Annotated in this window: 19 protein-coding genes; 6 read left to right on the plus strand and 13 right to left on the minus strand. The window is 49.7% G+C overall.

Features of this window, described 5'->3' with window-relative positions; translation table 11 throughout:
• Positions 1–3: 3 nt before the first annotated feature.
• The 7 genes from phhA to pspA form a co-directional block, all read right to left on the minus strand.
• A complete protein-coding gene (gene phhA, locus HRH59_RS15415) occupies positions 4–804 on the minus strand; it encodes a phenylalanine 4-monooxygenase (RefSeq protein WP_173502170.1) in 801 nt (266 codons plus the stop codon).
• Positions 805–989: 185 nt separating this feature from the next.
• Positions 990–2186 carry a trans-sulfuration enzyme family protein gene (locus HRH59_RS15420; protein WP_173502171.1) on the minus strand — a complete coding sequence of 399 codons (1197 nt, stop codon included), beginning with the start codon at positions 2184–2186 and terminating at the stop codon, positions 990–992.
• A 109-nt stretch (positions 2187–2295) separates the two neighbouring features.
• Entirely contained in the window at positions 2296–3318 is a 1023-nt protein-coding gene (locus tag HRH59_RS15425; RefSeq protein WP_173502172.1) for a TIGR01620 family protein, read from the minus strand.
• Positions 3315–4694 (minus strand): YcjX family GTP-binding protein, encoded by a 1380-nt coding sequence (locus HRH59_RS15430; protein ID WP_173502173.1) that lies wholly within the window; start codon positions 4692–4694, stop codon positions 3315–3317. The genes HRH59_RS15425 and HRH59_RS15430 overlap by 4 nt, the downstream gene beginning before the upstream one ends.
• 16 nt (positions 4695–4710) lie before the next feature.
• Positions 4711–5127 (minus strand): envelope stress response membrane protein PspC, encoded by a 417-nt coding sequence (gene pspC, locus HRH59_RS15435; RefSeq protein WP_173502174.1) that lies wholly within the window; start codon positions 5125–5127, stop codon positions 4711–4713.
• Positions 5120–5356 (minus strand): envelope stress response membrane protein PspB, encoded by a 237-nt coding sequence (gene pspB / locus HRH59_RS15440; protein WP_173502175.1) that lies wholly within the window; start codon positions 5354–5356, stop codon positions 5120–5122. Before pspB ends, pspC begins: the two co-directional genes overlap by 8 nt.
• Positions 5357–5379: 23 nt before the next feature.
• Positions 5380–6051: a phage shock protein PspA gene (gene pspA / locus HRH59_RS15445; RefSeq protein ID WP_173502176.1), complete on the minus strand. Its 672-nt coding sequence runs from the start codon at positions 6049–6051 to the stop codon at positions 5380–5382.
• Between the two features lie 182 nt (positions 6052–6233).
• Here pspA and pspF point away from each other — a divergent pair, with 182 nt between their 5' ends.
• From pspF to HRH59_RS15475, 6 genes are read left to right on the plus strand one after another with little or no spacing between them, the layout of a single operon-like run.
• Complete coding sequence (pspF, locus tag HRH59_RS15450) at positions 6234–7322, plus strand: phage shock protein operon transcriptional activator (protein ID WP_173502177.1); 1089 nt, start codon at positions 6234–6236, stop codon at positions 7320–7322.
• Positions 7319–8968: an ABC transporter substrate-binding protein SapA gene (gene sapA, locus HRH59_RS15455; RefSeq protein WP_173502178.1), complete on the plus strand. Its 1650-nt coding sequence runs from the start codon at positions 7319–7321 to the stop codon at positions 8966–8968. Before pspF ends, sapA begins: the two co-directional genes overlap by 4 nt.
• The gene (locus HRH59_RS15460; protein WP_173502179.1) at positions 8965–9981 is read left to right on the plus strand and encodes an ABC transporter permease; all 1017 of its coding nucleotides are present in this window, start codon (positions 8965–8967) and stop codon (positions 9979–9981) included. Before sapA ends, HRH59_RS15460 begins: the two co-directional genes overlap by 4 nt.
• A 1-nt stretch (position 9982) precedes the next feature.
• Positions 9983–10879: an ABC transporter permease subunit gene (locus tag HRH59_RS15465; RefSeq protein WP_173502180.1), complete on the plus strand. Its 897-nt coding sequence runs from the start codon at positions 9983–9985 to the stop codon at positions 10877–10879.
• A complete protein-coding gene (locus HRH59_RS15470) occupies positions 10879–11874 on the plus strand; it encodes a peptide ABC transporter ATP-binding protein (RefSeq protein WP_173502181.1) in 996 nt (331 codons plus the stop codon). The genes HRH59_RS15465 and HRH59_RS15470 overlap by 1 nt, the downstream gene beginning before the upstream one ends.
• Positions 11871–12638, plus strand: coding sequence for an ATP-binding cassette domain-containing protein (locus HRH59_RS15475; protein WP_173502182.1), 768 nt, complete (start codon positions 11871–11873; stop codon positions 12636–12638). Before HRH59_RS15470 ends, HRH59_RS15475 begins: the two co-directional genes overlap by 4 nt.
• A 49-nt stretch (positions 12639–12687) precedes the next feature.
• Here HRH59_RS15475 and HRH59_RS15480 read toward each other — a convergent pair whose 3' ends face one another.
• The 6 genes from HRH59_RS15480 to tig all read right to left on the minus strand — a co-directional run bounded on the left by HRH59_RS15480 (position 12688) and on the right by tig (position 21206).
• Positions 12688–14598 carry a SurA N-terminal domain-containing protein gene (locus HRH59_RS15480; RefSeq protein WP_173502183.1) on the minus strand — a complete coding sequence of 637 codons (1911 nt, stop codon included), beginning with the start codon at positions 14596–14598 and terminating at the stop codon, positions 12688–12690.
• A gap of 226 nt (positions 14599–14824) precedes the next feature.
• Positions 14825–15097 carry a nucleoid-associated protein HU-beta gene (gene hupB / locus HRH59_RS15485; protein ID WP_008220336.1) on the minus strand — a complete coding sequence of 91 codons (273 nt, stop codon included), beginning with the start codon at positions 15095–15097 and terminating at the stop codon, positions 14825–14827.
• Positions 15098–15307: 210 nt separating this feature from the next.
• Positions 15308–17704: an endopeptidase La gene (gene lon, locus HRH59_RS15490; RefSeq protein ID WP_173502184.1), complete on the minus strand. Its 2397-nt coding sequence runs from the start codon at positions 17702–17704 to the stop codon at positions 15308–15310.
• A gap of 127 nt (positions 17705–17831) precedes the next feature.
• Positions 17832–19112, minus strand: coding sequence for an ATP-dependent protease ATP-binding subunit ClpX (gene clpX, locus HRH59_RS15495; RefSeq protein ID WP_173502185.1), 1281 nt, complete (start codon positions 19110–19112; stop codon positions 17832–17834).
• 54 nt (positions 19113–19166) lie between these two features.
• Positions 19167–19790: an ATP-dependent Clp endopeptidase proteolytic subunit ClpP gene (gene clpP / locus HRH59_RS15500; RefSeq protein WP_205310949.1), complete on the minus strand. Its 624-nt coding sequence runs from the start codon at positions 19788–19790 to the stop codon at positions 19167–19169.
• 105 nt (positions 19791–19895) lie between these two features.
• Complete coding sequence (gene tig, locus HRH59_RS15505; RefSeq protein ID WP_173502186.1) at positions 19896–21206, minus strand: trigger factor; 1311 nt, start codon at positions 21204–21206, stop codon at positions 19896–19898.
• Positions 21207–21216 lie beyond the last annotated feature (10 nt).

A 21216-nucleotide genomic window follows, 5' to 3' on the forward strand; every position in this document is an offset into this window, starting at 1 on the left:
ATCCTAACTTGCTTGTTTTTCTTTCGGCGGAAATTGCGGTGCATGCAGCCCCAGCGCTTTGGCTTGTTCAACCAACGCCATCATATCCAGATGGGCAATATCGAACAGCTGATCAATGCGCTCTATCATAAAGTAAATCGGCTGCATAATATCGATGCGGTAAGGCGTGCGCAGTACATCTACCGCATCAAAGACTTTACGCTGTGGCACATCAGACTTCAGTGCATAAGTCGTTTCACCCGGTGACGATAAAATACCGCCGCCATAAATACGCAGGCCGTTGTCGGTATTCAGTAAACCAAATTCGATGGTAAACCAATATAACCGTGCCAGGTACACCCTATCTTGTTTGTTGGCTGCCAGGCCCAGCTTGCCGTAAGTATGGGTAAACTCAGCAAAAGCCGGATTGGTGAGCATGGCGCAGTGGCCGAAAATCTCATGAAATACGTCCGGCTCCTGCAGATAATCAAACTCTTCGCGGCTACGGATAAAGGTGGCCACCGGAAAGCGCTTATTCGCCAGCAGTTCAAAGAACTTATCAAAGCTGATCAACGCCGGTACTTCAGCGCATTCCCAGCCGGTGGTGGCACGCAATACCTTGCTGACTTCTTCCAATTGCGGAATACGGTCGGTAGGTAACTGCAGCTTCTGCAGCCCCGCCATATATTCATCACACGCTTTGCCTTCAATAACGCTCAGCTGGCGGGTAATAAGCTCATGCCAAATTTGGTTTTCTTCGTCTGACCAGGCAATAACGCCGTGCTCGTCAGACTGGCGGGATACATACTTACTCGACTTACTCATAAACAACCTGTTGAAAAATTGGTGGTACGGGAGTATCCCGCTTATCTGCTGTTTCGTTATTATGGCTTTAGCGGCAGATAATTAGTTAATGCCGATACTAAGCGATAGCACGGCAAGAGTTAATCTCATTGCCGCCTAAAGTTGCCACTCGCTTCGTAAAGATTAGCTTACAACAAACCAATACATCAGCGCTGACGTTGCTGCATTTTCTCCAGTGCCTGCGCCAGGTCGGCGATAATATCATCGACATGTTCCAGCCCGACAGATACCCGTATTAAACCGTCACTGATACCGGCCATTTGCCGCTCTTCTGCCGTGTACGGGCTGTGCGTCATCGATGCGGGATGCTGAATAAGCGACTCGGCATCGCCCAGACTTACCGCCAGGCTAAGTAACTGACATTGGTTAATAAAATAACGGCTGTCATCCAGGCTGGCGTTAAGCTCAAATGCCAACACACCGCCGGCTGCCTTCATCTGAGTGCCAATAAACTTAAAGCCCGGGTGTGACGGTAAGCCCGGGTAATACACTTCGCGCACTGCCGGGTGGTTTTCTAAAAACTCCGCCACTTTCTGTGCGTTACTACAATGGCGTTCCAGCCGCACCGACAGCGTTTTTAAGCCGCGGATAATCAGCCACGCGTCGTGCGGGCTAATGGTCGCCCCCATATCTTTTAGCGTAGTGAGTTTAATGGTTTTTATGGTGTCCGCATCAGACACGATAAGGCCGGCAACAACATCGCCATGACCATTGAGGTATTTGGTTGCACTGTGGATCACAATATCGATGCCATAGTCTGCCGGCTTTTGCAGCAATGGCGTCATAAAGGTGTTGTCGATAACAGAAATCAGCCGGTGCCGGCGGCAAAAATCAGCCAAAAAGGTTAGATCCAACACTACCATATTCGGGTTGATCGGCGTCTCGGCAAACAGCATTTTGGTATTCGGTTTAACAGCCTGCTCCACCGCCGCATGGTTTGTCATATCAACAAAGCTGACATCGATACCATAACGGGCAAACATATGGTTAAACAGCGCAAAGCTGCAACCATAAATGGCTTTACTGGCAATAAGATGATCGCCCTGTTGCAAAAATGCCATCGTACTGGCTGCTACAGCGCCCATGCCGGTTGCCGTGGCCGCAGCATCGGCCATGCCTTCCAGCGCAGCAATTTTCAGCTCCAGCTCGCGGGTGGTCGGGTTACCCAACCTGGTGTAAATATAGCCCTCAGCTTCACCGGCAAATCGGGCTGCGCCCTGCTCAGCGTTATCGAAGATAAAGGTCGAGGTTTGGTACAGCGGTGTGGCTAAAGTACCGTGTTGATTCTTTTCTTTACCGGCATGAATACACAGGGTTTCGGTTTTTTTATTATTGTCATGCATAAAGTTACTGCTACTGAAAGTTAAAGTCGCTGTAACAAATAGCAGAAACACATAGTAATGGAAGCACGCCAGACATCTTGCAGTCCGGCGTGGCTTCAAAGCAATACACTTAACTGTCAGCTTTAGTTTGCACTGCGCCGTTAAAACGCTGTAATAACGCGCTGCTCAGCGCTTTAATACTCACTTTTGCTGTTTTTCCGGCCGGTAATGGCCGCAATTGCTGCTGTGCCAAATTACCCAACCTGGCGACCAGTAACCCGGCAATCACGCCCTGGCCGGCACGGGCAGACAGTTTTGCTGTCAGCTCACTGCCGATAACGTCCGATGCCATATCCAGCGCCAACTCTGAGCCGCCGGCCCACAACAGCGCCGCCAGCAGACGTTTTAGCAACACCAGACTACGCAGCTGACCTATAGCGCCGCCATACAACTGCGCCAGTTCACGCAGTAAACGGCTGCTGCGCCACAGCACCAGCAACATATCGGCAAGGGCAAACGGGCTGATAGCCACCGCCAGGCTGGTATCAGTTGCCGCGCGGTACACCAGTTGCTGCGCCTGTTTATCCAGCTCTGCCAGCACAAAATGTTCAAACAGTTGCAGTTGCTCTTCGTCGCTATGTTGCGGTTGCAGTGCATCTTGCCATTGCTGCAGCGCTGCGCTGATGGCAGGGCTTGACGGCAAACTGGCAGCGACCTGACGGCATAACGGCTCCGCCTCGCCAAACTGCACACTATGACGAATACGCTGTGCACTCTGTTGCCACTGCCGGTTACGTGCTAACCGGCGCCACAGCTTAAACTCGCGCCATAATACTGTCGTAAGCAGCACTACCACTGCCGCACTGATCACACTTAACAAAGCACCGTGCAGCACGCTGTTTTGCCAGCTTTGTTGCAGCAGTACAACCCATTGCCAAACAGATAGCAGAACTATCGTCAGCAACGTGAAGCCTGCCAGGCGCCACCACCAGTTGTTTGTCTGGCGCAGCGCTACCGGCGGCTCCGCTTTATTTACCGCGACAAAATCGTTTTCATGATAGAAACCTGCGGCTTTTAACCTTACCGGCTCCTGCTGAGCTTCTGCTGCCAGACTTTGGCGGTCAAAATGCTGCGCCGATTTTAATTCGCTCATCGTAGTTTATCTCCCAGCAAAAACTGCAATACATGATCCATCCGCACATGCCGCAGCGCTTGCCCATCCTGCCACGGCAATGGCCGCAGCGGTATAAAATCAAATTTGTGCGCAGCAAACAGCGCACGGTCAGGCACTGTGGCCGGCACTTCCCCCGGGAAATACGTCAGCGCTTGCTGCGCCAGTCCGGTACCGCTGATGCAGGGTTGCGCCAAACCATCAACACGGACAAAACCGCTGTCACTGGCACGTATGGCGGCAATGGCCATCGCTTCTGTGGTGGCAGCCTGATATTGGCTGTGCTTCAGTGGTTGCTGCAATAATTGCTGTAGCAACAAGGTTAAGGCTTTGTGCTGCTCCGGCGTAGCATGATCAGCCTTACTGGCAGCAAACAATACTTTGCTGATTTGCGGTTTAAACAACCGGCTTAGCAGGCTGGACGGGCCATAATTAAAGCTCTGTAATATCAGCCGCAGCGCCTGCTGCAACTCTTGTGTGGCTGCGTAGCCGGCATTTAACGCCGACAAACAATCCACTAAGATCACCTGACGGTCCAGCGCAGCAAAGTAGCGCCGGTAAAACGGCTTAATCACGTGTTTGCGGTAGCTGTCGTAGTGTTGCGTTAATTTAGCGACTAACGCCGTGTTTTGCTCTGCCTGCTGCGGCAACAGCGGAAACAACTGCAACATAGGCGCACCGGCCAGCTGGCCCGGCACCAATAAACGGCCGGGCTGGTTTAAATAAGCGCCCGGCAAATCATGATATTGCTGCAACAACTGCTTATAACTGTCGGTCAGCTGCTGCACGTACAGCTCGCCGTCGTTGGTTAAATCCACATCTTGCAACTGCTGTAAAAAAGGCTGCGCCAGTGTGGTACGGTGCTCACGGTTGAACAATTGCCAGCTAAACTCACACCATTGCCGGTAGCTCATTTCCAGCAACGGTAAGTCCAGTAACCACTCACCGGGGTAATCTATAATATCCAGCGCCAGCTCACTGTGTGATTGAAGCCGCGCGCGTAACCCTGCGGCAGCTTTATACCGCAGTTGCAATCCCAACCGGCTGCTGCCAACGGTAGATGGCGGCCACTGTGGCGGCTGTTGTTGCAGGTACTGCAGATTTTGCTCCAACGGAAAACGCGGCATATCCGGCAATTGTGCCGCCAGCTTACCGCCCAGATAGCGCTGTTCACGCACTACATCGAAAAATGGCAGATTAGCCGGCTCGTCGCCCTGCGTTAATTGGTGCACCAGCGAGGTAATAAAGGCGGTTTTACCCGAGCCGCTAAGACCGGTAACGCCGAGGCGGATATGACGATCAAAGGCACGATGGGTGAGATCGTGCCGTTGTTGTTGAATTTTCTGCAATAAACTCATCAGGTTATAAATTACCCTACAGGCTGTTAAACTCGCGGTTTAACTGAAATTTCGCCGATGTAACATGGCGTTCCAACTCCCTTAACCGCAGCTCCAGACCATTAAACTGCGTGGTGAGATGCTGCAGCGCATCTTTTGGCGCTTCGCCACGTTGCCACAGCCTGGTTTTTACCTCTACCACCTTCTCCGTCGCCGGGCTTAAATCAGCCGTTGCGGTAGTTTTGAAGGCGGCTTTGGACTTTTTTTCCAGTACCACCCAAGCTGCAATATATAACACTAACACCAGGCCGCCGGCACCGAGAAAGAAAGCTGATACGGTGATAATACGCACCAGCCATAATTCCCAGCCGAAGTAATCGGCGATACCGGCACAAACCCCGGCTATCTTGCCATTGGCATCGTCACGTAACAGCTCGCGTTTAGGCTTAGTCATGTTGCGACCTCCACTTCGGACTTTCTGCATCTAAAATCGCTTCCAGCGTTTTTATGCGATCGGCCATTTTCTCGGCCCTGTGCGCCAGATCGTTTAACTGCAACAACTCCTGATCCGACAAGCCTTGCCCCATTTTATTTTTGCTACGGTAATGCATGATGACCCAGATTGGCGCCACAAAAATCATAAACAAAATAAACGGGATACCAATGACTTCTGAAATTTCCATGTCGACTCCTGAACGCCTGATAATCAGGCGTTTTTATCTTTTTGTGTTACTTTAGCTTTTAATGCCGCCAGCTCATTGTCAATTTTGTCCTGAGCAGCCAGCTCAGCAAATTCGTCTTTTAAGGTTTTCTTACCTAAATCATAGGCTTCAACCTGAGCTTCCAGCGTATCAATTTTCTGCTCGTAACGCTCAAATTTATACATCGCGTCGTTAATACGGTTGCTGTCCAGGGTTTTCTTCACTTCCAGCCGTGACGCTACCGTTTTTTGGCGCATTAACATCGATTTTTGCCGCGCTTTAGCATCAGCCAGTTTTTCCTGCAGCTGACCTACTTCGTCCTGCAGCTTGCCGATATGCTCATCCAGATTGGCAATATCCGCCGCCACTGACTCTGCTTGCTCGGCCGCTTTTTGCCGTTCGATTAACGCCGAACGTGCTAAATCGTCGCGCTCCTTACTCAGTGCCAACTCAGCTTTTGCCTGCCAGTCGGTCACTTCTTCCTGTAACCGGTTAACTACGCGTTGCAGCTCTTTCTTCTCTGCAATAGTTTTAGCTGAAGATGACCGCACCTCAACTAAGGTATCTTCCATTTCCTGAATAATCAGCCGAACCATTTTTTCCGGATCTTCTGCTTTATCCAGTAAGGCGTTGATGTTTGAATTCACAATATCGGAGAAGCGTGAAAAAATACCCATAATATTTACCTCTGAATGACTGTATTAGTACGCTCTAAGCTATTCAGTTTCCTTGCCAACTTTTTTAAATGCCGTAAGATGCTGAATATAAGCTATTTTATTTATTTAGCGTTAAAGCTTCTGCTAAACAGCATTATGAAATACACTATTAATTAGCCAAATTAACCAATAAATAGTACGCCATGAGCAGAAAATACCAACAAGATAATCTGGTGGGCCAGTCTAACAGTTTTCTAAACGTGCTGGATCAGGTGTCACAAATAGCACCGTTAGACAAACCGGTATTAATTATCGGCGAACGCGGTACCGGCAAAGAACTGATTGCAGCGCGGCTGCATTTTCTGTCGCAACGCTGGGATCAGCAATACATTACGCTGAACTGCGCCTCATTGAATGAAAACTTGCTGGAAAGTGAGCTGTTCGGCCACGAAGCCGGCGCTTTTACCGGTGCGGCAAAACGGCACGAAGGCCGCTTTGAACGGGCTCATGGCGGCACCTTATTTTTAGACGAGCTGGCCAATACGCCGGGTCTGGTGCAGGAAAAGCTGCTGCGGGTAATTGAATATGGCGAATTTGAACGGGTTGGCGGCAGCCGCTCGATTAAAACCGATGTGCGGCTAATTTGTGCCACCAATGAAGACTTACCGCTACTGGCAGATCAGGGCGAGTTCCGTGCTGACTTACTCGACCGGCTGGCGTTTGATGTAATTACCCTGCCGCCGATGCGTGAGCGGCGCGAAGATATTTTGCAGCTGGCAGAGCACTTCGCCATTAATATGGCCCGCGAGTTAGGCTTTGAACTGTTCAGTGGCTTTAGTGAGAAAGCCAAACGGACATTATTAGACTATCATTGGCCGGGCAACGTGCGCGAGCTGAAAAATGTGGTAGAGCGCAGCGTATATCGTACCAACAACGCCTATGTGCCGGTACACGATATTCAGCTGGACCCGTTTGAGTCGCCGTTCCGACCGAAACAGCGCATTAAAGCGGCCAGGCCACAACAGCATGCCGCTGCCGACGGCACAGCAGCCGTTAGCCCTGCCGCAAAAGCTGCCATAGCAGATGATGACAACAAAGCGCAGCAGGTCGATTTTAGCCAGGTGCAGGACTTTAAAACCCTGTCGCAGGATTTTGAAGTTAACTTAATTAAACAAGCATTGGCTGCCAGCCAGTTTAACCAGAAAAAGACCGCTGAATTGCTCAACCTGACCTATCATCAATTACGTGGCTATATGAAAAAGTATCAATTACTGGAAAGCCAGCAAGCATGAAACTGCAATGGGGTTGGCTGTCACCGTCGGGGCATAGCCGCAGTACTTTGACATTCCTGCTGGCCGGCGTTACAACTCTGGCAGGCTGTCAACCCAACTTACCCGAAACGGTGCGCAGTGGCCTGGTATATTGCTCGGAAGGCTCGCCCGAGTCATTTAATCCGCAATTGGTAACATCCGGCACCACTATTGATGCTATCAGCCAGCAACTGTATGACCGCTTGCTGGATATTAACCCTGAAAATGGCGAACTGATCCCCAGCCTGGCAAAAAGCTGGCAAGTCAGTGAAGACGGCAAAACATACCGCTTCAGGTTACGCAGCGATGTGCAGTTTCATCAAACTGAATATTTCACCCCCAGCCGGCCACTGAATGCGCAGGATGTGCTGTTTACCTTTAACCGTATTATGCAAACCGGTCATCCTTTTCATTATCAGGGTGGCGGCAACTATCCGTTTTTTCAGAGCGTTGCCTGGGCCTCTCTGGTCGAGAAGGTTGTCGCTGAAAGCACAGACAGCGTGCGCTTTGAACTAAGCCGGCCGGACAGTTCATTTTTATCCAACCTGGCTACCGATTTTGCTGCTATTTTATCAGCCGAATATGCTGAACAATTACTGGCTGCCAACACCTTATCGCGCATGGACAGTCACCCGGTAGGTACCGGACCTTTTCGCTTCAAAGAGTACCAAAAAGATGTGCTAATCCGTTATTACCGGCATAAGAACTACTGGCGCGAACCGGCCAAACCTGACCAACTGGTAATTGATATAGTGCCGAACAATGCCAGACGGATGGCGAAATTATTTACCCATGAATGTGATGTGGTCGCCTTCCCCCGCGTAGCCGAGCTAAAGCTGATTAGCCAGCGTCCTGACGTCGATGTACAGGAAAGCACCAGCATGAATGTCGGCTTTTGGGCTTTTAACACCAGCAAAGCACCGTTTGACAACGCCAAAGTACGCCGGGCGCTGGCCTATGCGATAAACCGTGAGGCCATTTTACAAGCCGTATACTTTGGCCATGCCACTGCGGCAAACTCAGTGTTACCGCCCACCTCCTGGGCCTACAACCCGGATCTAACGGTGCAGCAATATGACCCGGCTATTGCCAAAGCCCTGTTGCAAGAAGCCGGTTACCCGAATGGCTTTAGCATGGATATTTGGGCTATGCCGGTGCAACGGCTGTACAACCCTAACGCCCTGAAAATGGCGGAGCTGATGCAAGCCGATTTAGCCCAAATCGGCGTCAGAGCCAGTATAGTGTCCTACGAGTGGAACAGCTTTCGCCGTAAGTTAAGTGATAACGAACACGACTCAGTGTTAATTGGTTGGTCGGCCGACAATGCCGACCCGGATAACTTTTTCCGCCCGCTGCTAAGCTGCAGCGCGGCGCAAACCGGTACCAACCGTGCCAACTGGTGTGACGAAAATTTCGACCGTCTGATAAGCCAGGCCTTGCTCACCGCAGATCAAAAACAGCGCCGCAGTTACTATATGGCGGCGCAACAGTATTTGGCGGAGCAAATGCCGTTATTGAGTATTGCCCACTCGCAACGTTTTCAGGCCATTAACAGTGATATTAAGGGCGTGCAGATTAACCCGTATGGCGGTATCGCGCTGGCTGGTGCGATAAAGGACATTAAATGACGTTATATTTACTGCGCCGCTTATTTTTGCTGGCTTTTGTGTTGCTGGCACTGAGTTTACTGGCGTTCAGTCTGGCCTATATGTTTCCCGGCGATATGCTGCAAAACCTGACCGGGTTGCGCTATATCGCTCCGGAGCAAGTTGCGGTGCTAACCGCAGAGTACCGGCTGGATCAAGGCTATCTGGCACAATACATCGCCTATTTACAGCGTATTCTTAGCGGTAATTGGGGTTTATCATTTGCCAGCCAACAGCCACTATTGCAGGAAATAGGCTTACTGTTGCCGGCCACACTGGAACTGGCTGCATACGCCCTGCTTATTTCATTTTTTGCCGGTATTCCGCTGGGCATTATTGCAGCGGTAAAGCCGGAGGGCGTGATCAGCAAAGGTATTTCTGCGCTGGCAATAACCGGCTACTCGATGCCGGTATTCTGGTGGGCATTGTTGCTTATTATGCTGTTTTCGCTTGGTTTAGGTTGGCTGCCAACCGCCGGCAGAATCGGAGTGCTGTACGAGGTAAAACACGTTACCGGTTTTATGTTAATGGATATTTTATTGTCAGACAGCGCACACCGTAACGATGCCCTGCTTAATGCGCTGCGCCATATGCTGCTGCCGACCCTGGTGCTGGCAACCTACCCTACAACGGTGATGATACGTTTTACCAAAGACTCGATGCTGGAGGTGTGGGAGCAAAGTTATATAAAAACCGCCCGCGCTAAAGGCTTAAACCGCCTGCAAGTGCTGTACCGTCATGGTTTGCGCAATGCACTGCTGCCGGTGATACGCCAGATTGGCTTGCAATTCAGTACCCTTATTACGCTGGCGATGATTACCGAAGTGATTTTCTCCTGGCCCGGCATTGGCCGCTGGTTAATCGACAGTATTTATCAGCGTAATTATCCGGCTATCCAGGCCGGACTGCTGGTAATTTCCACCCTGGTGATCAGTGTAAACATGCTGACAGAAATCTTGCATACGTTATTTAACCCGTTGGCAAGGAAGCGCTGAAATGGCACGATTTCGTTTATTAGCTGATGAACATCAGGCCCGCTCGCCACTCAGGCAGTTGTGGCGCGAATTTGCCCGACAGCACAGTGCTGTGGCTGGCCTGGCATTGTTTTCGGCTTTCTTTGTACTGGCAATCATAGCGCCATTACTCACGCCGCACGCGCCTTATCTGCAAAATGACAACCTGCTGCTGTTGCCACCGTCCTGGTCTGAGCTGGGCCTGGTGCAATATCCGTTTGGTACCGATGATTTAGGCCGTGATATGTTTTCGCGGTTTCTGGTTGGTACGCGTTATACCTTTGGCATAGCCGTAATTACCGTACTGGGCGCACTGATTGCCGGCTTGTTGCTCGGTACGCTTGCCGGTATGAGTAGAGGCGTAAAATCCAGTGTATTTAACCATATCCTTGATTTAGCTCTGACGATTCCTTCGTTACTGCTGGCAATTATTATTGTCGCCATCCTTGGCCCGGGCCTGCTAAACACCATCTGGGCGATTATGTTAGCGTTACTACCGCAATTTGTGCACGGCGTGCGTAATGCCATTGCCGAACAGCTGAACCAGGATTATGTTATTGCCTACCGGCTGGATGGCGCCAATAACCTGCAGGTATTTCGCCGTATTATTCTGCCGAATATCTGGGAGCGGCTTACCGTAACAGCCACTATGGCGTTATCTACCGCTATTTTGGATATCGCGGCGCTGGGCTTTCTCGGCCTGGGTGCCCAGGCGCCCACGGCAGAATGGGGCGCGATTATTGCCGATTCACTGGACCTGATCTATGTCGCCCCCATCGGCGTGGCTTTGCCGGGGTTGTTAATTTTTTTAGCCGTGTTATCGGTAAACCTGGTGGGTGATGGTCTGCGCACCGCAGTGAAAAAACGGCGGGAAAACTAATGCTGTTACTCGACATTAAAAATCTGACCATAGAGCTCAAGACACCGGATGGCATGATCCGTGCCGTTGATCGGGTGAGCCTGAGCTTGCGCGAAGGCGAAACGCGCGGTCTGGTCGGCGAGTCAGGCTCCGGCAAAAGCCTGATAGCCAAAGCCATCGTCGGCGTATTAAATAAACGCTGGCAGGTAACCGCTGATCGGTTCAGTTGGCGCGGTCAGGACTTGATGAACCTGCCGTACGAGCAACAACGAAAAATCATCGGCCGCGATATCGCGATGATTTATCAGGAACCCAGCCGCAGCCTCGACCCAACCGCCGCCATCCTCGATCAGTTGGAAGAGGCGATACCGGATAATTTGTTGGACGGCCCCTGGTGGAAGCGCAGTTACCTGCGCCGGCGTAAAGCCATAGCGCTGCTGCATAAAGTAGGTATTCGTGATCATCAGGCCGTATTGCAAAGCTACCCTTACCAGCTGTCTGAGGGTATTTGCCAGAAAATCATGATTGCCATGGCCATTGCCAAGAATCCTAAGCTGTTGATTGCAGATGAACCCACCACAGCACTGGAAAGTACCACTCAGGCGCAATTATTTCGTCTGCTGGCCAGTTTCAATCAGTTAAAAGGCATGTCGGTGCTGCTGATCAGTCATGAGTTGGAAAGCATCGCCCGCTATACCCAAAGCCTGAGTGTGCTGTATTGCGGCCAGTTGGTTGAAGCCGGCGAAACCGCCGCTATTCTGAAGCAGCCATTTCATCCTTATACCCATGCATTAATCAAAAGCGTGCCGGAATTTCAACCGGATCTGTTGGCCAAAACGCCATTGTATGCGCTGCCCGGCAGCATTCCGGTGCTGCAACATCTGCCGATAGGTTGCCGGTTAGGACCGCGATGCCCTAATGCGCGCAAAGAATGTGTAAAAACCCCTGCGCTGGAGCGTTTGCAAAACCACTATTTCAGCTGCCATTTCCCACTAACCGGAAAAACAGAATCATGAGCCTGCTGCTTGAAGTTAAACATTTAAGCAAAACCTACCGTAAGCAAACCGGCTTGTTTCGCCAACGCAGTGTCACCGCATTGGACAACATCAGTTTTAGCCTGGCGGCAGGAAAAACGCTCGCCATTGTCGGCGAAACCGGCTCCGGTAAAAGTACCCTGGCAAAGTTGTTGGTGGGTATCGAAAAGCCGGACCAGGGCGATATATTTTTGGGTGGTACAGCGGTGAAGATCAGTAATTACCGCCAATATAATCACGTGATCCGGTTTATTTTTCAGGATGCAGCAAAATCGCTTAACCCACACCAGAAAATCGGCCAAATGCTGGACGATGTATTACACTTCAGCACTATTTTGGACCCACAGCAGCGCAAACAGAAAATTAAGCACACGTTAAAGCAATTGGGCTTGTTAGACGAGCACGCGGATTACTATCCGCATATGTTTTCCGGTGGCCAGCTGCAGCGTGTTGCTTTAGCCCGCGCCCTTATTCTTGATCCGAAACTGCTGATCCTGGATGAAGCGTTAACCGCGCTGGATCCGACACTGCGGGCACAAATGGTTAACCTGTTACTGCAACTGCAACAAAGCTCCGGGCTGGCGTATTTATTAATCACCAACCACCTGCGGCTGGTAAAACACATTGCCGACGACTTGCTGGTGCTGCATCAGGGCAAGCCGCTGGACTATGGCACAACCGCCAGCGTGTTTGCCAACCCCGCACACGATTACACCCGCAAACTGATTAACAGCGCACTGACATAAAAAAACCGTGGTAAGCCACGGTTTTTTAAACGTCGTTTAGACGAAAGCCTTACAGCTGTTCTTCAGTTTGTGTCGCACGCAGGTTACGGCTGATTTTAGCGTCAGCTTTTAACGCTGCAATAACCGCCCGATAAGCCTGATCGGCTTGCTGCTCTGCCAAACGCTCTAATTGCGCCGGCTCCGGTACAGCTGTTACGTCAGTGTCTTTTACCGCCAATACTGATACCAAAGCCGCATCACCGTTGGCAAGACTAACTATTTCTACAGCCGGTTTATCTTGCGGCCGCGGCATAGCAAAGGCTTTAGCACGGATTTCAGCATCTAAGGTACCGCCAAAGCGCGGCGTATTCATTGCCTGCTGCAGCTCAACACCTGAGGCTGTAGCTTGTTCCGCCAGGCTACTGTCTGTAAGTTGCGCCAGCATTGCTTGTGCCTGCTGTTTTGCTAACAGAGCACTTTGCTCTGCCCGCACCGCCATTTCAACCTGTGCTGTTACTTCCTCCAGCGTCTGAGTGCGTGCAGGTTGATACTCTTTTACCCGAACCACAATAGCGCGCTCTCTGCCCAGTTCAATCAACTCACTGTTCAAACCTTCCTGAATAAAACCGGCGTCAAACAGTTTGTTCATTACCAGTGGCTCTGACAGCGGCTCTGTTGCTTCAGAACGGCTGAACAAGGGTGTAGATACTACTTTCATATCTACCGCCGCTGCAGCGTCTTCCAGAGTGTCAGGCACTTCAAAGCTTACTTCAGCTAAACGCTGCTGTAACTCATAAAACGCAGCGCTGGCTCGTTCCTGCGAAATACGCTGAGCGATCTCTGCCGACACTTCAGCTAACGGCTGTTGTTGCGCCGGCTCTAACTCCACCAGCTTAATAATGTGGTAGCCATAGGCACTTTTTACCACCGGGCTTAAAGCGCCAACCTCAGTCATACCAAATGCCACGCGTTCGAACTCTGCGTCCATATCGCCGGCCGCCAGCCAGTCCAACACACCGCCGTTTTCTGCTGAAAAGGTATCTGCAGACTCAGCCTTCGCTAACTCAGCGAAATCCGCACCGGCTTTTAACTGTGCCAACAAGGCCTCAGCCTGCGCTTTCACATCGCTGTCGTCCTGTTCAGACTCCAGCATAATATGCGCAACCTGGCGGCGCTCTTCGCGACTAAAACGGGCTTTATTGGCTTCGTAGTACTGCGCTATTTCTGCGTCAGTAACATCAACAGCGGCGCTTAAGTTGTCAGCTGAAATTTCGATATATTCCACAGCCACTTTCTGCTCAGTTTCAAACTCAGCCAGGTTGGTAGTGTAGTAGTCCTGTAGCATTTGCTCAGTCAGCTCAACCTTGCCGGCAAAATCTGTCGCGGCAAAACGCACAAAGGCTACATCGCGCTGTTGCTGTTGCAGCTTTAACAACAACTGCATTTCTTTGGCGGTAGCAAACTCGCTTCCCAGTAAACCAATTAACAGCTGATTACGTGACATCTGCTCACGCATATATTCACGAAACTGCTCCGGCTGATAACCGGCCTGACGTAACAACGCGATATAACGCTCATTGTTAAATTGGCCGTCTACCTGAAATTCTGTCATTTCACGTATAGCGTCACGCACCTGGTCGTCGCTAACGCGCAAGCCAAGCTCTGCCGCAAATTGTTTTTGTAAGGTTTCGTCAATCAAGCGCTCCAGCACTTCACTGCGAAAATTATTCATATAAGTCGTATCGGCAGCCATCACAGCATACATTTCGCCAAACTGCTGTTGCATGCGGGCACGTTCATTCTGAAACGCCTGATCAAAATCTGCGCGACTGATTTTTTCGCCGTTAACTTCAGCTACGTTGGTCTCAGCCGGAGTACTTAAATAACTGCCAACACCCGCAAGGGCGAATGTCAGGATCACTAAGCCTAAAATAGACTTGGCAACAACTCCCTGAGAGCCTTCTCTGATTTTTTCTAACATCTTAGTGCTATCTCTCTATTCAACGTTAAGCGGCCAAAAGGCAACGCACGCAACATTGGCGTTACCGTAAAAAAAAACGCATCTTAACAGATGCGCTTTTTTTAGAGAAGCCTTGGAAGCCTGCGGTTACTACTTTGCGTAACCCTGATGCACACTATACCCTGTTCAGGTATCGGTTTATCATTACGCTTCCAAACTGACGCTTGTCGTAAGACAAAACGGCAGATTAGTTACAAGCGTCTTTTAACGCTTTACCAGGCTTGAAAGAAGGAATTTTCGCAGAAGCGATTTGAATAGTAGCACCGGTTTGTGGGTTACGGCCGGTACGGGCTGCACGCTCACGTACGCTGTAAGTACCAAAACCAACCAACGCTACAGAGTCGCCTTCTTTCAGTGCTTCGGTAACAGCATCAATGAACGAATCTAAAGCACGACCTGCTGCCGCTTTAGAAATGTCTGCACCAGCAGCAATTTTGTCGATAAGTTGAGACTTGTTCACAATATCATCCCCTTCAATTGTTATTATTTTCAACAACTACACTTCATTAGTCCTGTAAGTGAGCCTCATCGTTATAACAAGCATTTTTGGGGCTTGCAAGCAAAAGAAGCAACAAAACTAACAATTCTTGCTTTGACTGCAGCCCTTGTATAACAAGGGCTTGGTCGAAACTTTCCATAACTTAGCACAGCCAACGGGAATGAAAAGCCCCTATGCAGGATTTTTTTCCGTTTTTTTGCTTTTTGCTGGATTTTTTACCGTTTCACCCACAGAAACACGCTCTAAAGGCTCTTGTAATGCCAATTCCAGCACTTCATCTATCCATTTTACCGCGCAAATTTCGATGTCACCTTTAACATTATCAGGGATATCTTTTAGATCACGCACGTTGTCGTGCGGAATAAGTACCCGCTTAATGCCACCGCGGTGTGCTGCCAACAGCTTTTCTTTTAAGCCGCCAATCGGCAATACTTCACCACGTAGGGTAATTTCACCGGTCATGGCGACATCAGCCCGCACCGGGTTACCGGTTAAGCTCGATACCAACGCCGTTACCATACCGATACCGGCACTGGGGCCATCTTTTGGTGTGGCACCTTCCGGCACATGCACGTGAATATCACGCTTCTCGTAAAAGTCTTCATTAATACGCAGGCCGGCAGCGCGGCTACGCACCACTGTCATCGCGGCCTGAATTGACTCTTTCATCACATCACCCAGCGAGCCGGTAAAGGTCAGCTTGCCTTTACCCATCACAGAGGCAGCTTCAATGGTCAGTAAATCACCGCCCACTTCTGTCCAGGCTAAGCCGGTAACCTGGCCAATACGGTTGCTGTCTTCGGCTTTGCCGTAATCATAGCGCTGTACCCCAAGGTACTCTTCCAGATTTTGCTGGTTAATCACCACCTGGGTTAAGCCTTTCGTCAGCAGAATTTGCTTCACCGCTTTACGGCATAATTTAGAGATTTCGCGCTCTAAACTGCGCACCCCGGCTTCACGGGTGTAATAGCGGATAATGCCGATAATGGCACTGTCTTCGATCACGATTTCACTGGCTTTTAAGCCGTTACGGCCCACTTGCTTGGTGATAAGATGCTGCCTGGCGATATTCAGCTTTTCATCTTCGGTATAGCCGGCCAGACGGATCACTTCCATCCGATCTAACAATGCCGCCGGAATATTCAAGCTGTTAGAGGTAGCAAAAAACATCACATCGGATAAATCGTAATCCACTTCCAGATAGTGATCACTAAAAGCGGTGTTTTGCTCCGGATCTAACACTTCCAATAAAGCTGCCGCCGGATCACCCCGAAAATCTGATGCCATCTTGTCAATTTCATCAAGCAGGAACAGCGGGTTACGCACGCCTACTTTGGCCATTTTCTGGATAATTTTGCCAGGCATAGAGCCGATGTAAGTACGACGATGGCCGCGAATTTCAGCTTCGTCGCGCACGCCGCCCAGCGCCATACGTACATATTTACGTCCGGTCGCTTTAGCAACCGACTGCCCTAATGAGGTTTTACCCACACCCGGCGGGCCAACCAAACATAAAATCGGGCCTTTAAGCTTATTTACCCGCTGTTGTACGGCTAAATACTCAACAATGCGCTCTTTTACTTTTTCCAGGCCGTAGTGGTCGGCATTAAGGATTTGCTCTGCCGCCGCCAGGTCTTTTTTCACCTTGCTGCGCTTTTTCCACGGTACATTCGCCAGCCAGTCAATATAGCTGCGCACCACGGTAGCTTCAGCGGACATCGGCGACATCATCTTCAGCTTTTGCAGCTCGCTGCGCGCTTTGTCTGTTACGTCTTGCGGCATTTGCGCCTGATCAATTTTTTTGCTCAGGGTTTCAAACTCGTCCGGCGCATCTTCCAGCTCACCCAGCTCGCGTTGAATGGCTTTCATTTGCTCATTCAGATAATACTCGCGCTGGCTCTTTTCCATCTGTTTTTTCACACGGCTACGAATACGGCGCTCTACCTGCAGAATGTCAATTTCACTCTCCATCATCGCCATCAGGTATTCAAGCCGCTCGGTAACGTCGAAGATTTCCAGCACCTTTTGCTTATCTTCTACTTTTAACGGCATATGCGCTGCCATGGTGTCGGCCAGCCGCGCCGGCTCATCAATACCGCTCAGCGCCGTTAATACTTCCGGCGGGATCTTTTTATTCAGCTTGATATAGCCTTCAAACTGATTAATTGCCGAACGCAAAAACACTTCCTGCTCACGGCTGTCTACTTCAGCGGTTTCAATAATATCCACATAAGCCGCAAAGGCTTTATCGGTTTCGGTAAACTCCGCCAAACGGGCACGACGGCTACCTTCGACCAATACCTTAACGGTACCGTCAGGCAGTTTCAGCAGTTGTAAAATGGTGGCAACGGTGCCTACTTCATACAAGTCAGTAGCAGCAGGGTCATCCAGGGTGGCATCTTTTTGTGCTACCAGAAAAATTTGTTTGTCGTTTTCCATAGCCGCATCAAGGCACTTAATCGATTTCGCCCGCCCGACAAACAGTGGAATAACCATATGGGGATAGACGACGACGTCGCGCAGTGCCAGTACCGGCATATGCAAACGTTCAGCATGTTCTGATGTCATTGATTCTCTCTCGAAATTAGTTACTGCAGGCGCGAATATGTTTCAGTATATGGGGTTCATTTTAAAAACTTCAATTACATATACGAAAAAGGAGCTGATTCAGCTCCTTTTTTTCTTTCGCGACTGCTTAATGAGATTCTGCCGCGACCGGCTCGCTGCTTTGATAGATCAGGATAGGGTCTGTTTCACCACGGATCACGGTTTCATCTACCACTACCTTGGTAACATCCTGCATTGAGGGCAGTTCGTACATCGTATCCAGTAATACACCCTCAACAATAGACCGCAGACCACGGGCACCGGTTTTACGCTCCATGGCCTTTTGCGCTATGGCTTTAAGGGCATCTTCGCGGAATTCCAGCTCGACATCTTCCATGGCAAATAACGCAGCGAATTGCTTAACCAGGGCGTTCTTCGGCTCGCTGAGAATTTGCACCAACGCAGCTAAATCCAGCTCGGTTAACGTCGCCACTACCGGCAAACGCCCGATAAACTCCGGAATTAAGCCGTACTTCACCAAATCTTCCGGTTCTACATCGCGGAACGATTCGCTTAAACTACGCGTGCTTTCTTTACTGCGTACTTCAGCACCAAAACCAATGCCGGAGCCTTTGGCACAGCGTTGCTCGATCACTTTATCTAAACCGGCAAAAGCACCACCACAGATAAACAATATTTTGGAGGTATCTACCTGCAAAAATTCCTGTTGCGGATGCTTGCGACCGCCTTGTGGCGGCACTGAGGCAACCGTGCCTTCAATCAGCTTCAACAGGGCTTGCTGTACGCCTTCACCTGACACATCACGGGTAATCGACGGGTTATCTGACTTGCGGGAAATTTTGTCAATTTCATCAATGTAGACAATACCGCGCTGGGCTTTTTCTACATCATAGTCGCACTTTTGCAGCAACTTCTGAATAATGTTTTCGACGTCTTCACCGACATAACCGGCTTCGGTTAATGTGGTAGCGTCGGCCATGGTGAAAGGCACATCCAGTAATCGCGCCAGAGTTTCTGCCAACAACGTTTTACCGCTACCGGTCGGGCCAATCAGCAAAATATTGCTTTTACCCAGCTCAACGTCCTGCTTGTGCTGGGCATTACGCAGGCGTTTATAGTGGTTATATACCGCCACGGCCAGTACTTTCTTGGCGTGTTCCTGGCCGATAACGTAATCATCAAGATGGGCACGGATTTCACGTGGTACCGGTAATTTATCGGCATCGCGTTTCGGGGAAATATCTTTAATTTCCTCACGGATGATGTCATTGCATAAATCTACGCATTCATCACAAATATATACCTGTGGGCCTGCAATCAACTTACGCACTTCATGCTGTGATTTGCCACAAAAAGAACAGTACAACAGTTTACCGTTCTTATCGCCGTCAGTGCGGTGATCAGACATGTAACTACCTCTTTCACTACGGTGCCGCTCTGTGATGCAGAGCGGCCAATATGATTACTTCGTTTCTCTATTGGTTAATATGGCATCTACCAGGCCATATTCCAAGGCTTGCTGCGCACTTAAGAAATTATCACGTTCGGTATCTTTACATACCTGCTCATAAGTTTTACCGCTGTGTTCAGCCATCAGACGGTTTAATTTCTCTTTAATGCTTAAAATTTCACGGGCATGGATTTCAAAATCGGTCGCCTGGCCCTGGAATCCACCTAACGGCTGGTGGATCATTACGCGGGCATTGGGTAAACAGTAGCGCTTACCTTTAGTACCACCGGACAATAAAAATGCGCCCATACTCGCCGCCTGGCCTACACAGACCGTGGCAATATCAGACTTGATATAACGCATGGTGTCGTAAATTGACAAGCCTGCAGTTACTGAGCCACCCGGCGAATTAATATAAATATAGATGTCTTTTTCAGGATTTTCTGATTCTAAGAACAATAATTGCGCCACAATCAGGTTAGCCATGTGGTCTTCCACCTGACCGGTTAAAAATATTACCCGCTCTTTTAACAGACGTGAGTAGATATCGAACGAACGTTCACCTTTGGCGGTTTGCTCAATAACGATTGGTACCAGAGCGCTTACTATGTCATTCAAATGTTGCGGCATAGACATATTATAGGGTTCCCTCTAAATGGCTGGGTTTTGCTGTTGCAGAAAATAAAATGGCCCGAACTGTTGTCCGAGCCATTAAAGCCGTCAAGCCCAAATAAGTCAACGTTAGTTGGCAGCTTGCGGGTTCATTATCTCGTCAAAAGCCGCTTTTTGCTCAGTAACTTTAGCACCGGCTAAAATTACTTCGATGGCCTGCTCTTCCAGAGCCACATTGCGCATGCTTTGTAACAGCTCTTTATTGCTGTTGTAGTACTGTACAACTTCTTGCGGGTCTTCATAAGCAGAAGCGACAGTTTCAATTAACGCCTGAACTTTTTTGTCATCTACTTTCAGTTCATTAGTTTTGATCACTTCGCCCAGTAACAGACCTACTTTAACGCGATCTTTTGCCTGCTCTTCAAACAATGACGCCGGTAACTCAGGTAATTGCTTCGGATCGACGTTGTTGCCAAAACGCTGCAGTGCCTGCTTACGTAACACTTCAACTTCGCCTTTGATCAGTGCTTGTGGCACGTCAACGTCGTTATTGGCCAGTAAACCTTTAATCACCTGCTCTTTTACTTTAGCTTTGATGTTCTGGTTTAACTCGCGCTCCATGTTTTTACGCACTTCAACTTTCAGCGCATCAATGCTGGCGGTTTCCAGACCAAACAAAGCAGCAAACTCGTCATTTAGTTCAGGCAGTACTTGCTGCTCTACAGTGTTCACTGTTACCGCGAAGCTGGCAGCTTTACCTTTTAAGTTTTCAGCATGGTATTCTTCCGGGAAAGTAACATCTACCGTTACCTGCTCACCGGCTTTTTTGCCGACGATGCCATCTTCAAAGCCCGGGATCATCCGGCCCTGGCCCAGTTCTAAGGTAAAGTTAGTGGCTTTGCCGCCTTCAAACTCTTCACCGTCGATAGAACCAACAAAATCAATGATTACGCGGTCACCGGTAGCGGCTTTGCCTTTTTTGGCTTCCCACTTGGCATGTTGCTTACGCAGGGTGTCCAGCATCTTGTCTAAGTCGGCGTCGGCGATCTCTACAACCGGCTTATTTACTTCAACTTTATCCAGGTTTTTAACTTCAACTTCCGGATACACTTCGAAGGTAGCTTTAAATTCTAAATCTTTGCCCTGCTCCAACTGGCCGGGTGCAAAAGTAGGTGAACCAGCCGGCGTCAGTTTGTTGGCAATAATGGCATCATAAAAATGACGCTGCATTTGCTCGCCAGCCACTTCCTGTAATACCGCCAGGCCGTAACGCTTCTGGATCAATGATACCGGCGCTTTGCCCGGACGGAAACCGTCGATACGCTGACGCTTGGCCAGATCACGTAAACGGCTTTTTACTTCTGTATCAATTTTGTCGGCCGGAACAGTGATCGTTAATTGGCGCTCTAAACCCTGAGTGGTTTCCACAGAAACTTGCATCTTGTTACCT

It is taken from the genome of Rheinheimera lutimaris, from assembly GCF_013283795.1.
GTDB lineage: Bacteria > Pseudomonadota > Gammaproteobacteria > Enterobacterales > Alteromonadaceae > Alishewanella > Alishewanella lutimaris.

Bases quoted from the DNA above. Each gene is read 5' to 3' on its own strand.
- HRH59_RS15465 (WP_173502180.1), top strand. From the start codon at position 9,983: ATGGCACGATTTCGTTTATTAGCTGATGAACATCAGGCCCGCTCGCCA.
- HRH59_RS15470 (WP_173502181.1), top strand. From the start codon at position 10,879: ATGCTGTTACTCGACATTAAAAATCTGACCATAGAGCTCAAGACACCG.
- HRH59_RS15460 (WP_173502179.1), top strand. From the start codon at position 8,965: ATGACGTTATATTTACTGCGCCGCTTATTTTTGCTGGCTTTTGTGTTG.
- pspA (WP_173502176.1), bottom strand. From the start codon at position 6,051: ATGGGTATTTTTTCACGCTTCTCCGATATTGTGAATTCAAACATCAAC.
- HRH59_RS15425 (WP_173502172.1), bottom strand. From the start codon at position 3,318: ATGAGCGAATTAAAATCGGCGCAGCATTTTGACCGCCAAAGTCTGGCA.
- clpX (WP_173502185.1), bottom strand. From the start codon at position 19,112: ATGTCTGATCACCGCACTGACGGCGATAAGAACGGTAAACTGTTGTAC.
- phhA (WP_173502170.1), bottom strand. From the start codon at position 804: ATGAGTAAGTCGAGTAAGTATGTATCCCGCCAGTCTGACGAGCACGGC.
- HRH59_RS15475 (WP_173502182.1), top strand. From the start codon at position 11,871: ATGAGCCTGCTGCTTGAAGTTAAACATTTAAGCAAAACCTACCGTAAG.
- HRH59_RS15420 (WP_173502171.1), bottom strand. From the start codon at position 2,186: ATGCATGACAATAATAAAAAAACCGAAACCCTGTGTATTCATGCCGGT.
- lon (WP_173502184.1), bottom strand. From the start codon at position 17,704: ATGACATCAGAACATGCTGAACGTTTGCATATGCCGGTACTGGCACTG.
- sapA (WP_173502178.1), top strand. From the start codon at position 7,319: ATGAAACTGCAATGGGGTTGGCTGTCACCGTCGGGGCATAGCCGCAGT.
- clpP (WP_205310949.1), bottom strand. From the start codon at position 19,790: ATGTCTATGCCGCAACATTTGAATGACATAGTAAGCGCTCTGGTACCA.
- pspF (WP_173502177.1), top strand. From the start codon at position 6,234: ATGAGCAGAAAATACCAACAAGATAATCTGGTGGGCCAGTCTAACAGT.
- HRH59_RS15480 (WP_173502183.1), bottom strand. From the start codon at position 14,598: ATGTTAGAAAAAATCAGAGAAGGCTCTCAGGGAGTTGTTGCCAAGTCT.
- HRH59_RS15430 (WP_173502173.1), bottom strand. From the start codon at position 4,694: ATGAGTTTATTGCAGAAAATTCAACAACAACGGCACGATCTCACCCAT.
- tig (WP_173502186.1), bottom strand. From the start codon at position 21,206: ATGCAAGTTTCTGTGGAAACCACTCAGGGTTTAGAGCGCCAATTAACG.
- pspC (WP_173502174.1), bottom strand. From the start codon at position 5,127: ATGACTAAGCCTAAACGCGAGCTGTTACGTGACGATGCCAATGGCAAG.
- pspB (WP_173502175.1), bottom strand. From the start codon at position 5,356: ATGGAAATTTCAGAAGTCATTGGTATCCCGTTTATTTTGTTTATGATT.